12 protein-coding genes are annotated in these 14,425 nt (G+C 64.1%); 8 read left to right on the top strand and 4 right to left on the bottom strand.

The features are described 5' to 3' along the window. Positions 1-8: 8 nt before the first annotated feature. Positions 9-992 carry an MDR/zinc-dependent alcohol dehydrogenase-like family protein gene (locus tag RHPLAN_RS16070; protein WP_068019803.1) on the bottom strand — a complete coding sequence of 328 codons (984 nt, stop codon included), beginning with the start codon at positions 990-992 and terminating at the stop codon, positions 9-11. A gap of 137 nt (positions 993-1,129) precedes the next feature. On the opposite strand from RHPLAN_RS16070, the gene mdoH reads away from it, so the two are divergent. The 3 genes from mdoH to RHPLAN_RS16055 all read left to right on the top strand — a co-directional run bounded on the left by mdoH (position 1,130) and on the right by RHPLAN_RS16055 (position 5,232). After that, positions 1,130-2,902: a glucans biosynthesis glucosyltransferase MdoH gene (mdoH, locus tag RHPLAN_RS16065; protein ID WP_084244991.1), complete on the top strand. Its 1,773-nt coding sequence runs from the start codon at positions 1,130-1,132 to the stop codon at positions 2,900-2,902. A gap of 4 nt (positions 2,903-2,906) precedes the next feature. Then, complete coding sequence (locus RHPLAN_RS16060; RefSeq protein WP_068019799.1) at positions 2,907-3,647, top strand: FkbM family methyltransferase; 741 nt, start codon at positions 2,907-2,909, stop codon at positions 3,645-3,647. Between the two features lie 220 nt (positions 3,648-3,867). Continuing rightward, complete coding sequence (locus RHPLAN_RS16055; RefSeq protein WP_157100299.1) at positions 3,868-5,232, top strand: hypothetical protein; 1,365 nt, start codon at positions 3,868-3,870, stop codon at positions 5,230-5,232. A gap of 39 nt (positions 5,233-5,271) precedes the next feature. Here RHPLAN_RS16055 and RHPLAN_RS16050 read toward each other — a convergent pair whose 3' ends face one another. Both RHPLAN_RS16050 and RHPLAN_RS16045 read right to left on the bottom strand, forming a co-directional pair. Then, the gene (locus RHPLAN_RS16050; RefSeq protein WP_068019795.1) at positions 5,272-7,599 is read right to left on the bottom strand and encodes a hypothetical protein; all 2,328 of its coding nucleotides are present in this window, start codon (positions 7,597-7,599) and stop codon (positions 5,272-5,274) included. Between the two features lie 91 nt (positions 7,600-7,690). Next, entirely contained in the window at positions 7,691-8,176 is a 486-nt protein-coding gene (locus RHPLAN_RS16045; RefSeq protein ID WP_237180153.1) for an RT0821/Lpp0805 family surface protein, read from the bottom strand. 218 nt (positions 8,177-8,394) lie between these two features. Here RHPLAN_RS16045 and RHPLAN_RS16040 point away from each other — a divergent pair, with 218 nt between their 5' ends. The 5 genes from RHPLAN_RS16040 to RHPLAN_RS16020 all read left to right on the top strand — a co-directional run bounded on the left by RHPLAN_RS16040 (position 8,395) and on the right by RHPLAN_RS16020 (position 13,201). Continuing rightward, the gene (locus RHPLAN_RS16040) at positions 8,395-9,630 is read left to right on the top strand and encodes a cobalamin-independent methionine synthase II family protein (protein WP_084244989.1); all 1,236 of its coding nucleotides are present in this window, start codon (positions 8,395-8,397) and stop codon (positions 9,628-9,630) included. 356 nt (positions 9,631-9,986) lie between these two features. After that, the gene (locus RHPLAN_RS16035) at positions 9,987-10,403 is read left to right on the top strand and encodes a DUF305 domain-containing protein (RefSeq protein WP_198165078.1); all 417 of its coding nucleotides are present in this window, start codon (positions 9,987-9,989) and stop codon (positions 10,401-10,403) included. A gap of 9 nt (positions 10,404-10,412) precedes the next feature. Next, on the top strand, positions 10,413-11,867 hold the full coding sequence (locus RHPLAN_RS16030) for a YncE family protein (RefSeq protein WP_068019786.1): 1,455 nt from the start codon (positions 10,413-10,415) through the stop codon (positions 11,865-11,867). Between the two features lie 39 nt (positions 11,868-11,906). Continuing rightward, on the top strand, positions 11,907-12,431 hold the full coding sequence (locus tag RHPLAN_RS16025) for an RNA polymerase sigma factor (RefSeq protein WP_068019784.1): 525 nt from the start codon (positions 11,907-11,909) through the stop codon (positions 12,429-12,431). Then, a complete protein-coding gene (locus tag RHPLAN_RS16020) occupies positions 12,428-13,201 on the top strand; it encodes an anti-sigma factor family protein (RefSeq protein ID WP_068019779.1) in 774 nt (257 codons plus the stop codon). The genes RHPLAN_RS16025 and RHPLAN_RS16020 overlap by 4 nt, the downstream gene beginning before the upstream one ends. A 76-nt stretch (positions 13,202-13,277) precedes the next feature. Here the strand turns inward: RHPLAN_RS16020 and RHPLAN_RS16015 are convergent, their stop codons facing one another. Next, positions 13,278-14,402 carry a LysR family transcriptional regulator gene (locus tag RHPLAN_RS16015; RefSeq protein WP_068019778.1) on the bottom strand — a complete coding sequence of 375 codons (1,125 nt, stop codon included), beginning with the start codon at positions 14,400-14,402 and terminating at the stop codon, positions 13,278-13,280. Between the last annotated feature and the right edge of the window lie 23 nt (positions 14,403-14,425).

The following is a 14,425-nucleotide window of genomic DNA, read 5'->3' as shown; positions in this document are numbered from 1 at the left end:
GACACCTCTTACGAATAGCTGATGAGCTGGCAGAGTACGCCGCTTCGGGCCTTAAGAATATCGGGAAGCGCCGTTGGAAGCTCGCGGAAGGAGACCGCAGGCGTGAGCAACGCGTCGAGATGCGGGTGTGCGGTGAGCGTGATCGCAGCCTCGAGCCGCTCCCGGTAGCTGTAGGTGGCGCGGTGCGAGGGCGCAACCTTGCCGACCTGGCTGGAGATGAGCCGAAGCCGCCGGCTGTGGAACGCGCCGCCCAGCGGCACCGCGACGATACCGGAGCCATACCAACTCAATTCGATGATGGTCGCTTCCTCGGCCGCGATATTGAGCGCCGTGGTCAGCCCCTCGGCGCTGGCGCTGGTGTGGAACACGTAGTCGCATTCGGTTGGCGCGGCGTCCGGTGTTGCAAAGGCCACCCCCAACGACGCAGCCAGTTCCTCGCGCGAACGATCGATGTCGATCAATGTGACCTCGGCGCCGTCGATGCGGGCGCAGATGAAAGCGACCAGAGCGCCGACGACACCGCCACCGACCACGGCGATCCGGCCGTAAGGCCCCGGCGAGGCATCCCAGGTGGCGTTCAGCGCCGTTTCCATGTTGGCAGCCATCACGGCACGCGACAGTGGAATCTCTTGCGGCACCGGCACCACCGCATCAGCCGGCACATCAAAACGCGTCTGATGCGGATACAGCACGAACACGTTGCGGCCGATCAGATCGTCGGGCCCGGCCTCGACCCTGCCGACGGTCTGGTAGCCGTATTTCACCGGGAACGGGAAATTGCCCGCCATGAACGGCCCGCGCATCCGCTGGTACTCGCTGACCGGCACCCGGCCCGCAGCGATCAACGCCTCAGTGCCACGGCTGAGCGCACTATAGAGCGCCCGGACCCGTACTTTGCCATCCGTCAGCGGCTTGAGCCGCTCTTCGCGAATCTCGGCGCGCCCCGGCCCCACGTACCAGAGCGCCTCCGCGATTTCCTCCTGCCCCGACACTCCCCCCTCCCGAACCTGCGACGCGAACCGGACTTCGCCGTTGGACCGGAACCCAACTGCCCGCTATACCCTGCAAGACGCTCGGAGATAAGGACGATTTTTAGGGGGCGGGTCTGTCGGATCTCGAACTGAAAGCTGTGGACGGCAGCCGCGGCTCCGAATGGGAACTGACCGCGCGGCGGATGCTGTTCGCGCTGCTGGTCGTCGGCACCATCGTCGGCACGCTGACCCTGGCGGCGTACGCGCTGTCCGCTGGCGGCTTTGGCGTCCTCGACGCGCTGGTGCTGATCTTCTTCGGGCTGACGCTGCCCTGGACCGTGATCGGCTTCTGGGACGCCGTCATCGGCTTCTGCATCATGCGCTTTGCGCGTGATCCCATCGCGGTGGTCGTTCCGGCCGTGGCGCGCATCCGCGGGGACGAACCGATCACGGCCTCGACTGCGATCTGCATGTTCGTGCGCAACGAACCGCCGGATCGCGTTATCCGCAATCTCGACGCCATGCTGCGCGAGATCGCCAATGCGGGCGCCGGCGAAAGCTTTCACCTTTATGTGCTGAGCGACACGAGCCTGCCCGATATTGCAACGCAGGAGGACGCGGGCTTCGCCGTGCTCGCCGAGCGCTGGAAGCATCGCATCGCAGTGACCTACCGCCGGCGTGACGCGAACACCGGCTTCAAGGCCGGCAACTTCTGGGACTTCTGCGAGCGTTGGGGCGACAAGCACGAGTTCGCCGTGACGCTCGACACCGACAGCTTCATGACCGCTGCCGCGATCCTGCGCCTCGTGCGCATCATCCAGGCCGATCCGAAGCTTGGCATATTGCAGGGGCTTGTCGTCGGCCTGCCCTCGACCAGCGCCTTCGCGCGGCTCTTTCAATTCGGCATGCGGCTCGGCATGCGCTCCTGGACCATCGGCGCGGCGTGGTGGCAGGCCGACTGCGGTCCTTATTGGGGCCACAACGCCGTCATCCGTATCGCGCCGTTCGTCGCGCATTGCCGCATCCCGGTGCTGCCGGGCGACGGCGTGCTCGACGGTCATGTGCTGAGCCATGACCAGATCGAGGCAGCCTTCATGCGCCGCGCGGGTTACGACGTGCGCGTGCTGCCGGAGGAAGACCTCGGCTGGGAGCAGAACCCGCCGACCTTGATCGAGTTTCTCCGCCGCGATCAGCGCTGGTGTCAGGGCAACCTGCAATACTGGCCGTTCATCAAGATGCCGGGTTTGAAGGCGGTCAGCCGGTTTCAGCTGTTTTTCGCGATGCTGATGTTCCTCGCCTCGCCGGCCTGGATCGGCATGCTGGTGTTCGGCGCGATCGACGCCGCGGTTGCGCCCACCACCGCCGACTTCATGCATTTCGGCGCCGGCCATGCCCTGATGGCGCTGACCTTCGTGATGTGGTTCGCACCGCACTTTGCCACCGAGATCGACGTGCTGCTGCGGCCGGAACTGCGGCAGGCATTCGGCGGCGCGCCGCGCTTTATCGCCGGCATCGCCGTGATGACGCTGTTCTATATTCTGATCCTGCCGATGATGTGGTTCTGCCACACGCTGTTCATGATCGGCATCCTCGGTTTCGGCCGCTCCATCGGCTGGGCCGGACAGGTGCGCGAGGACCACACCGTGTCGTGGGCCGAAGCGTTCAAGCAGCTCTGGCCGCACGCGGTGCTCGGCTTCGGCATCGTCGCCCTCCTTTGCGCGACGCATCCGAGCGCCATTCCATATGCGCTCCTGCTCGCCGCGGGCCCTGCCCTCGCCGTTCCCATGGCCGTGATCAGCGCCTGGCCGTCGGTCGGACGATGGCTGACGCGGCTCGGTATCGGGCGCCTGCCCGAGGAGACCGCACCGCCCGAGGCCCTGACGGCGCTCGCCTTGCCGGCCCTCGACAAAGCCACGGCGCGCGCGGCCTGATCCGATGTTCGAGACGCTTCGCACCGCGCGCGCCGTATTGCGATCGCTCCGGGTCTACTACGGCCACCGCGAGCGCCACACCGCGATGGATCAACTCTATGGCGCGTTCGTGCGCTCCGGCGATCTGGTGTTCGATGTCGGCGCGCATGTCGGGGATCGCGTCGGCGCGTTCCGCAGGCTTGGCGCGAAGGTCGTCGCAGTCGAGCCACAGCCGGCACTCGCGCTGACGCTCAGCGCGATCTACGGCCGCGACAGATTGGTCGCGATCGAGCGCAAGGCTGTCGGCCGCGCCGCGGGCGAGATCACCCTGCAGGTCAACATCGACAACCCTACCGTGACGACGGCGTCGGATGCGTTCGTCAAAGCCGCCGACGGCGCGGCCGGCTGGGAGGGCCAACGCTGGGGCAAGTCGATCGTGGTGCCGATGACGACGCTCGACGCCTTGATCGCCGCGCACGGGCGTCCCGCCTTCATCAAGATCGACGTCGAAGGCTTCGAGGCGGAAGCTCTGGAAGGGCTGACGCAACCGGTGACAGCCTTGTCGTTCGAGTTCACGACAATCCAGCGCGACGTCGCCAAAGCCTGCATCGATCGCTGCGCGGCGCTTGGCTACATGCGCTTCAACGCAGCGCTTGGCGAAAGCCAGGAGCTTGGCGAATGGCGCAACGCCACCGACATTGCGCGCTGGCTTGAAGCGCTGCCGCACGCAGCAAACTCCGGCGACATCTACGCGCGGCTTGATTGACCGATACCACTGGTTCGATTTCGCAACCATCGGCGCGCCTCCGCGCCGATGACAGTGGAATGACAGAGAGATGACTTGCGCAGATAAATAAAGAAAACCTCCAGATTGATCGCGTGTCGTTCGGCCCTATTGCGCCGCTAGGAACGATGCAAGGGCGACAGAAGAGTCGCTGAAGCGCGTCTTCAGCGAACCCTCAAAAGCGTCAACAGGGAGGCTCGACATGCTATCGTCGTCTAAATCGATCGTTTGCCTGTCATCGACACTGCTGCCTGCTTTGCTCGTTTCGCTTACAGCCACTTCGGCGCTGGCCGGTCCGTGTACCGGTCCCGGAGCACCAGCCACGACGCAAACAAAGTGCCTGACCGCCATCCACATCCCCGGCAACGCGCTGCGGTCGTTCGACATCAGCTTCGTCAATCAACACCGCGGGGAATATTATCTGTCCGACCGCTCCAACGCGGGCGTCGACGTCATCGACGTTCGCGGCTTGAAGTTCAAACGGACGCTCGGCGGCTTCGTTGGCGTCAAGCTCAATCCGTCCGGCGCCATCGACAACAACCACTCCGGACCGGACGGCGTGGTCGCGCATGGGCGCTGGGTTTATGCCGGCGATGGCGACAGCACATTGAAGGTGTTCGACCTCGACGCGCCTCACGCGGACGCGCTGAAGCAAACCATCGCGACCGGCGGCACCACACGCGTCGACGAGATGGCGCTCACCACAAGTGGCGAGCATTTGCTCGCCGCCAACAACGCCGAGGACCCGCCCTTCGCGACGCTGCTCACCGCGAACGGCGACTCGCATGTGAGCCATGTCTCGATTGTCACGAAGATCAGCGTCGATCCAACGATTATCCCAGCCGGCTTCGGCCTGTCGCTGGAGCAGCCGTCTTGGGATCCGGTCACACGGCGCTTCTACACGTCGATCCCGATCATCGCCAACAATCCGCCGGGTTGTAACTATGGTCAGGTCAGCGGGAGCCCGATCACCTGCGATGGCGGCCTCCTGGTGACCAACCCTCGAACGCTCGCAACACCCACTGCTGTGCAAGGTGCGTTCGATCCTTCGACCAACGAAGGTGTCGTCGCGCTGCACGGCTGTGGACCGAACGGCTCCACGGTCGGCCCGTTCGACAATCTGCTGCTCGGCTGCACACCCGCCAACAACCCGAGCGACAAGATCACACTGGTGATCAACGGCATCACCAAGACGCAGACCCCGATCGCAGGCATCGTCGGCTCCGACGAGGTCTGGTTCAACCGCGGCGACCAGCGGTACTACACCGGCAGCAACCGGCAGCCCGGTGGCGCAGTGCTGGGCGTGATCGACGCACTCCGCAACACGCTGGTCGAGACGATCCCGCAATCGTCCGGCTCGCACTCGGTGGCGGCGGAAGCCGAGAAGAATCTGATCCTCGTTCCGCAGGTGGCGCCCGTTTCAGTGGTCGGGAGCGGCGGCGATACGACGGCAGTCGGCGCCGGCATCTGCGGCGACAACATGGGATGCATCGCCGTGTACCGGCATCGCGACGATGACGATCATGGCCATGACCATGATCATGTGGCGCAGAACGGCAACCATTAACGCGTGATCGTGTGGAGCCCGGGCCGCCTGGGCTCCGCACTACTTCATTGCCGCGTCGAGCTTGCCGCGCAGTTCCGCCCAGCCGCCCGCCAAGGGTTCGAACGTAAATCGCACCGTGTGCTGGCCCGGCGGCACGACGACCGCCCGGAACAGCACATTGGCTTTCAGGATGTCCGCCGGCTTGCCGTCGACGGTCGCCCGCCACCATGGATGCCAAACCTCATTGAGCACGACGAAGCCGCCCGACGGCGCGTCGGCTTCGACCTCGATGCTGGTGTTCTCGTAACGCGCGATGCGAACATGGCCAGGCACATCGCCCGGCGGTGCGAGCGGGGGCGCATTCTCCAGCAACACCGTGCGCCGGTAATCGACCTCGGGCCACCCGCCTTTTTTCAGCATCTCGGTAAAATCGGCCTTCCGCCACTGCGTCGCCAAAAGCACGCGCGGGAACGCACGCGGATTCTCGTAGACGTAGGCATCCTTGGTGCGGCCTACGAGCGGGAAATCGTCGGCCTTCACCGACGGATCGATTTTTTCGATCGGCTGTCCGAACGCGAGGAAGCGCACGCCGAACAAGTCCTCCAGCGGCGACCGGTACGACGGCAGCAGCGGCGTCAACGGCCCACGCACTGCGGCCACCGTGTCGGGTGCACCGGTCGCGTCCTCGAACAGCGCAAGCCGCAGCGGGTTGTGGCCGTAGAGATGGTCGAAGTCGTGGATCAATCCGATGTTCGGGAAATGGTACGCCACACCGACCATCTCGACACGGTCGCGGCGGTCCGGAGCGGCCGCGGCCTTGAGCTTGGATTTCAGCAGCGCAAGGGTTTCGTCGTTGCTGTCAGAACGCAGCGCGCCATAGAGCGAAGCCGGCAGACCGGTCGACTCGTTCGGCGCATTGTTCCAGGCGAAATCCGCGGCGCAGAAGATCGCGAGCACGAAAGCGGCAGCGGCCGCACTTCGCAGCGCCAGACGCTGAGCCAATGCCAGCGCGCCGACAGCCGCCAGCAAAAAGCCGCAGCCCCACAACAACGGCAGTGCCGCGCTCTCCAACGTGCCGGCCCAGCGCGCCAGCACCACGGAAATCACAACCATGACCCCGACTGCGAGCGCCGCCACGACAAATTGCCAGCGGCGCACCGGTAGCGTTCCGGTCAGCAGCCGATGAATCAGATAGCCGCTGACGATCGCGAGCATCCCACACAGCACGAAGGTCGCGTCCGCAGGCCTGCGATAAAGCGAGACGCCAGGCAGATACTCGTACAACAGATAGAACACCGGCGTGTATTTGCCGAGCGCGTAAAGCAGCGCCATCAAAGCAGTCGTGGTGAAAAACCGGACGTCGCGCGTCCACAGCACGCCACGCGTCATCGCGAACCCGAGCAATGCCACGGCAACGAGCGCGCCGGTGTAAATTTGTCCGGTGTTCTGCGAGTCGTAGAGCCCGGTCTGGCCGATCATGTCGTGCCACGGAATGCTCGGCGGCCCCCAGAACTCGCGATGAAAATCGGAAGCGCCGAACACATCGGCGAAAGCGAGCATCAAAAGGCTCGCTGGATGCAGCGAGCCCTGCACCGCATGCGCAAAGGAGATATCGGGCCGGTTGGAGGCCTGCGCCAACAGCACGGTGAGCACCACCGGAACCGTGATGACACAAGCGCCGACCGCGACGCCTGCGATCAGCGGCTTGAGGCTCGCGACAAAACGAGCGCCCCTGCCCGGCCCGTCGAGCCAGTGCCACAATACGAATCCGATCAACACATCAGTGCCGACCAGCGCCACCTGATCGCGGCCGAGCACGATGAACGAAGCGAACAGGCCCGCGGCAGCGCCGGCCATCCATGACGTGCGCTCCAGCGCGCGTGACAGCATCAGGATCGCGAGTGGCAGGAACACCAGGCTCTGAAGCTGCCCGATGTGCTGTATCCGTGAGGCCGCCGAGCCGCCGAGGCTGAAGGCGAGCGCCGCGGCAACAGCACCGGCCACATGCCAGCCGCGATCGCGGAACAGCAGGATCACGCCCGCACCGCCGATGTAGAGCAACACGAAGGTGAGCGCATCGAACAGCCGCGGTGTCGGACTGGGATCGATCAGCGCAACGAACAGATGTAGCGGCGAGAAAATCAGCGCCTGCGGATCGGCAATCTGCGGCCACCCGGCGAAGATGTTCGGTGTCCAGAACGGCGATTGTCCCGTGGCGATCGAGCGGGCCAGGAACGCGAAGGGCGGATAGAACGTCGAAACCGAATCCCAGGGCACCTCAACGAAGCCGAGCAGCCACGGCGAGGCCACGGCGAGGAACGCCGCGGTGTAAATGCCGAACGCCGCAGCGAGCGGAAAGCCTGCGGCCTTCGATGAACGATCCAGCATTTCTCCCCGACCTCGCCACTGTTCGGCGACTGCTCTCTATAACGAAAACGGGCGGCTTTCGCCGCCCGCGTCGCAATCGATGTTTCCGCCCTCAACCTTGCAGGGCCGTCCAGGTGCCGTCCGGATTACGACAGGCTGTGCCGCGGGTCGTCTGCGGCCGGCCGTCGATATAGATCGTGTGCGTATAAGGCCGGCAATTCATGCCGTTGGCCTGATAAGCCGCACCGGGCACCACCGAGCCGTAGCGGCCGGAATCGGGATTACGCCAGGCAACCGGTGCTCCCGAGGGCCCGGCTTCCAGCGCTTGCATCTGCGCCTCGTAAGCCCGGCGCTTGTCCTCGTCATCCATCGCGGCCCCGACCCGATTGCCGATCAGTCCGCCGATCGCGGCGCCGGCAATGGTCCCGGCTGCCCGGTTGCCGGCTGCGCCGCCGATCGCATTGCCGATCAGCGCGCCCGCGCCGGCGCCCACCAGCGTGCCGCCCGCCTCTTTCGGCCCCGAGTCCGCCGCGCAACCCGCGAGGCTCACGCCCAGGAACGCACCCGGGAGCGCCATCGCCAGAAGTCTGAATTTCATCGCAGTCCCCCGCCTTCAGTCGCCTTCGTGGTCCGGCCAATGGAACACCAGGCAGACCCTCCCACCTGCCGCAAGCTAGACGCACCGATTGGGGCAAAACTCCGGCCGCGCCCTGCGACCAATCTTGCCCACCCGGCCGCAAGCCGTTGCCCATGCTGGCGGATAGGGTTCGGAGCCGCTAGCCTTCCGCGCGCGTCGAATGGCAAGCAGAGAGCGTCATGCAGCACAGCACCAAACGAATCATCACCACGCATGCGGGCTCGTTGCCGCGGCCGGCCGATATGATCGAGATGCTGGTCGCCAAGGCCGAGGGCAAGCCGATCGACGAGGACGCGCAGCGGGCGCGGCTTCCCGGGGCCGTCAAGGACATCGTCAAAAAGCAGATCGAGCTCGGCCTCGATGTGATCGACGATGGCGAGTACTCCAAACCGAGCTTCGTCACCTATGTCAACGACCGGCTCGCCGGCTTCGAGGCCGATGCGAACGCGCCGCGCCGCGGCTCGTGGTCGGAATCGCGCGAAGGTTTGGCGTTTCCTGAGTTCTACGCGTCCGCACCGGCGCGCAACATCCGCATGGTCTGCACCGGGCCGGTCACCTATCGCGGCCAGTCGCTCCTGCAACGCGACATCGCCAATCTCAAAGCGGCGATCGGCGACACCGGCGTCGAAGCCTTCATGCCGGCGATTTCAGTCGCCAACATCGAAGACTGGATGCTCAATCGCTACTACAAGTCCGCGGAGGAATATCTGTTCGCCATCGCCGAGGCGATGCGCGAGGAATACAAGGCGATCGTCGACGCGGGCTTCCTCGTGCAGATCGACGACCCGAGACTCGTCTCCTACTATCTCGTCAATCCCAACGCGACAATCGAGGAATGCCGCAAGTGGGCGGTGCTGCGCGTCGAAGCGCTCAACCACGCCTTGCGCGGCATTCCCCCCGAAAAAATTCGTCACCACACCTGCTACGGCATCAACATGGGGCCGCGGGTGCATGACATGGAGGTCAAACACCTCATCGACATCATCATGAAGATCAACGCCGGCGCCTATTCGTTCGAGGCCGCGAACCCGCGGCACGAGCACGAATGGAAGGTCTGGGGCAACGCGAAGCTGCCGAAGGACAAGGTGCTGATCCCAGGCGTGATCAGCCATTCGACCGTCCTGGTCGAGCATCCCGAGCTCGTCGCTGAGCGCATCATGCGTTACGCGAGCCTCGTCGGCCGCGAGCGCGTGATAGCGGGCTCCGATTGCGGCTTCGCGACCTTCGCGGGCAGCAAGGAGGTGCACCCGAGCATCGTCTGGGCAAAGTTCGAGGCGCTGGCCGAAGGCGCGCGGCTTGCGAGCAAGGAATTGTGGAAGAAGGCGGCCGCGAAGAAGGCGCCGGTGAAGAAGGCGGCCGCGAAGGCCGCCGCAAAGAAAAGGCCGGCGAAGACAACCGCGAGAGCAAAAAAATAGCAATTCTGGCGCCGCCATAAGCGCGTTGGCTCGCTTCTTTGACGCGCTGTGGGCAGGCAATTCAACCAAGCCAGCCGGCTGCGCTAACGTTTATGTGATCACGTCGTGCGATAGCGCTTTGTCATTGTTTCGACTGGCTTTTCCGAACCACGGACATTCCGGCAAGCGGAATGCCGATGACCGGTGAGGAATAGAACGCGAGCGCCGACGTCACACCCCCATGCAACCACCTGCATGGGGAGTTCAGCATGCGCCGCTCACCGTTCCGTCACCTCACTGCAGCGCCAGCCGCCGGTTCTCGATTTCGCTGTCCTGTCGCGGCGATATTTGGCGCGCAAGTCCTGATCGCAGCCGCGATGCCGTCGCCGGCATTCGCTCATGAGACTCATCCCGCGCACGCTCCGGCTGCGCTGTCCGCCGAAGAGAGCGCGTTCCTGAAAGAGAATGACGCCGCGATGACGAAGATGATGAACGACATGGCGGCAAAGCCGAGCGGCGACGTGGATCGCGATTTCGTTGCGATGATGATCCCGCACCATCAGGGCGCCATCGACATGGCGGTCATTCAATTGCGCTACGGCAAGAACGAGCAGCTTCGCCGGATCGCCCAGGAGATCATCGTCGACCAGATGCAGGAGATCGCAGCCATGAAGCTCGCGATCGGCCAGCCTGCGACCGACACCACACCTGTGCCAACCCAACCTCAGCCCGGCCCAGCCACGACCGATCACCATCATTCCGGCATGCAGATGCACATGCCCGCGAAGCAATAGGAGAAAGGGATGAATAGCTGTAAGACGTTTTTCCTCGCCGCCACGATGCTGGCGACTGGTTCCGCCGCCTGGGCCGGTCAGGCGCCCGGCGCCCTCTCCGCGCCCGACATACCGATCAGTCACCATGACCGCGTCTACGCGGCGGAGCAGTTCTCGAACACGGTGTCGGTGACAGACCCGGTCGACAACAAGCTCCTCGGCGTCATCAGGCTCGGCGATCCGCAGCCGGTCAACTTCACCCCGCTCTACAAGGGTCAGGTGCTGGTTCACGGCATGGGCTATTCGCCCGATCACCGTACGCTCGCCGTGGTGTCGATCGGCTCGAACTCGGTGACGTTCATCGATACGGCGACCAACGCGGTCAAGCACACCACTTACATCGGCCGTTCGCCGCACGAGGCGTTCTTCACCCCCGACGGCAAGGAGGTCTGGGTCACCGTGCGCGGCGAAAACTATATCTCCGTGATCGATCCTCAAACCTTCGAGGAGAAGACGCGGATCGTCACGCCGGCCGGCCCCGGCATGCAGATATTCTCGCCGGACGGCAAGTACGGCTACATCTGCTCGTCCTTCAACCCCGAGACCGACGTCGTCTCGGTGGCCGACCACAAGATCGTCGCCAAGGTCAAGCAGGAGAGCCCGTTCTGCCCGAACATCGCGGCGACGCCGGAGGGCGACCAAGTGTGGTTCACGCTCAAGGACATCGGCAAGACGCAGGTGTTCGACGCCAAACCGCCGTTCAATCTGATCAAGACGATCGACACAGGCCCGATCACCAATCACGTCAACTTCGCGCACACCGCGAAAGGCACGTTCGCTTACGTCACGATCGGAGGCACCAACGAGGTCAAGGTGTTCCGCACCGATGACTTCTCGCAGGTGGCGACCATCCCGGTCGGTAATCTTCCGCATGGGGTCTGGCCCTCCGGCGACGGCACGCGCATTTATGTCGGACTCGAGAATGCCGATGCGCTCGCCGCGATCGACACCGCGACCAACAAGGTGATCGCAAACATCCCGATCGGCCAGGCGCCTCAGGCTATCGCATATGTACCGAATGCCGCGCCCAATCCGGATGACCGGCAGAACCTGCAAGGGCTCGGCGTAGCAGGCCAGGCTGCGCATCTGACGCTGTCGCCCAAGGGTGGCGCCAAGGACGGCAAGGCTCCGACCAGCGTGTCGCTGTTCGATCAGGGGCTGATCCAGGTGCTGCAGGCCTCGGTGACCGGACTTCAGCCGAAGCAGAAATACGTGTTAGCGCTCGCGGAGCATGAGGACGGCAGCGGATCGTTGCAGCCGCTGGCCGGCTTCATGACCAACCCGGCCGGATCGGCTATCGTCAACGCCGTCGGTCCGATCCGGCAGATCGTCGACCCATCGGCCAAGGCCGCCAAGCGGTATCTGGTCATCACGACCGGCGAACCGACGATGCCAGGCGAGCCTGTGCAGATCGAGAGCCGATGAGGTCTGCTCGACGATGACGGACGGCGGACGGAGCGCGTCATGCAGGACATGTTGGTCCAGGTCGAGCCGCTGATCCCGGCGCTCCGTCGCTACGCGCGCGCTCTGCTGCACAACAGCGCCGCTGCCGACGATCTGGTACAGGATTGCCTGGAGCGAGCCCTCAGCGGCTGGCACCAGCGGCGCGGCGGCAGCATTCGGGCCTGGCTGTTCGCGATCCTGCACAACCTCGCCGTCAGTCAGTTTCGCAAGGCGGCATCGCACGGCAGGCACTTGCCGATCGAAGCCGCAAGCGAAACCGGATTCGACGGTGCCGCCGCGCAGGAACACAGGCTTGTTTATCAGGATGTGCTGAACAAGCTGACAAAGCTGCCAGAGGAGCAGCGGGCCGTGTTGCTGCTGGTTGCGGTCGAGGACTTCTCTTATGCCGAGGCTGCGAAGGCATTGAACGTGCCGGTGGGCACGGTGATGTCGCGGCTGTCGCGGGCCCGCGAGAAATTGCAGCAGGAGATCGACGGTCCGGTCAGCGCGCCGAACAACGTTGTGCCGATACGGAGCCAGCGATGAACCAGCGGCCGATCACGGAGGACGATCTCCACGCCTATGTCGACCATGCGCTCGAACCCGAGCGTCGAGCCGAAGTCGCCTCTTACCTGGCCGATCATCCGGATGTTGCAAAACGTATCGGAGCGTTTGCCGATCAGCGCGAGCTGTTGCGTTCGGCGCTGGCGCCGATTGCCGAGGAGCCGTTGCCGGCCGAACTTGTTCTGTCGCGGATCATCGAGAACCGCAGGCGGCGCCCGTCGCGGGTGTGGTGGGCGGTTGCCGCGATGCTGCTGTTGAGCATCGGCGGCACCGGCGGCTGGGCGCTGCGTGGTTCGCTTCAGCCTCCGCCCGCTGGATTGGCCGTGCTCGCCCAGGAGGCCGCGGATTCCTACAGTGTCTATGCGCCGGATCACGTCCGCCCGGTCGAGCTGCGCGCGTCCGACAGCGCGGCGCTCGTTCAATGGATCTCCCATCGACTGGGACAGCCGGTCAAGGCGCCGGATCTGACGACGTCGGGCTATCGGCTGATGGGCGGGCGTCTGGTGGCGACTTCGCATGGTCCCGCAGCCATGTTCATGTACGACGACGATCACGGCGGCCGGATTGTGGTGCTGACGCGCCGGATGAGCACGACGGATCAGAATGCGCCGATGACGCCTCAATCGAAAGGCAGCGTCACAGGCTTCGTCTGGGCGGACGCCGGCATCGGCTATAGCCTGGTCGGCGAGGCGCCGGCCGAGACGCTGCGGCCGGTCGCAAACGAGGTTCGCAGGCAGGTGGGCCCGATCTGACCTTCAGCCGGCTGCCCTATCCCGCGGGCAGCACACGCCTTGCGCTTCATTCCGCCGAACATCAACATCACACACGTCAACCGGCCTTCTTGCAGGGATGACCGCTTTTGGCGAGCCGCTCCATCTCCTCGGCCATCCCATCATAAGTGTCGGCGATCTTCGCAAGCTGATCCCGGCTGACGTTCAAATAGGCCGTTTCCGACAACGAGCGGCATTCCTCGGCCTTTTTGCGATACCTTTCGCCTTCCGCGACATAATCCACGTTCGAATGCGCCTTGCCGGGGCCCAACCGGGCCGTGGAACGAGCGTTGTCCCCGTGGTTCAGCGTGGAAGCGGCCGGTTCCGGCCGAACTTCCGCACCACGAACCATCTCCTCAAGAATCTCAACGAGTGAACGCACTCCCTCGTTCTCGTTGTCGTCATTGACCAAAATGCACACGTAAAGGTCGCCGGCGTCAGGCAGAACACCTTGCTCGACGATCTTCAGATCGCGCGGCACGTGATTGTAGGGCATCAGACGAAAACCCAGCCCCGCGTAGACCGACTCGGTGGCCGACGTCTGGTCCGTAGAAATGGAGACTGCCTGATACTGAACTCCGCCGTTGCGAAACGCGATGGCAGCCAATCCGTCAGTCGTCGACCCTGGCCAACTCAGCCAGGGGATCGGCTTGCTTGGATCATGGACAAAATCGCGCGAGGTCACCCAGACCATCCGATATGACCAAGAGCGCCTCGCATCCGGCCGCGATGCCGGAGAAAGAACGAGCGCGACGTCGAGATGTCGCGCTTCAAGTTGCTTGATCAGGCTTCCGCTCGAATCGAAGCGGTACTGCAAATTTCCCAGCCCAAGCTGGGCGCGTTTCTCAGTCAGCCTCCGAAGCAGCGGCTTCGAGTACAGCGAAGGGAGGCCGATCCGGAGGTCTTGCGCATTCAACGTCAGCAGTTGATCCGTCAATCCGACAATTCGGCGAGCAAATGTAGCAACGAGTTCACCCCGCTTCGTGAGCGTCACGCCAGTCGGTTGGCGGACAAACAGCTCGTCCCCCAGAATATTCTGCAGCCGCTTCATCTGAGCGCTGATTGCTGACTGCGTCAAACCCATCGCCACAGCGGCTTGGGTGAAACTGTTCGTATCGAGAATCGTTACAAACGATCTCAATATCTCGATCGGCACATTCTCCTGGTCGTGACGGCGCTGCATTGCAAACTCGCTTAAGTTGCAGT

It is taken from the genome of Rhodoplanes sp. Z2-YC6860 (assembly GCF_001579845.1).
Lineage (GTDB): Bacteria > Pseudomonadota > Alphaproteobacteria > Rhizobiales > Xanthobacteraceae > Z2-YC6860.
This window is presented reverse-complemented; position numbering and strand designations above follow the sequence as displayed.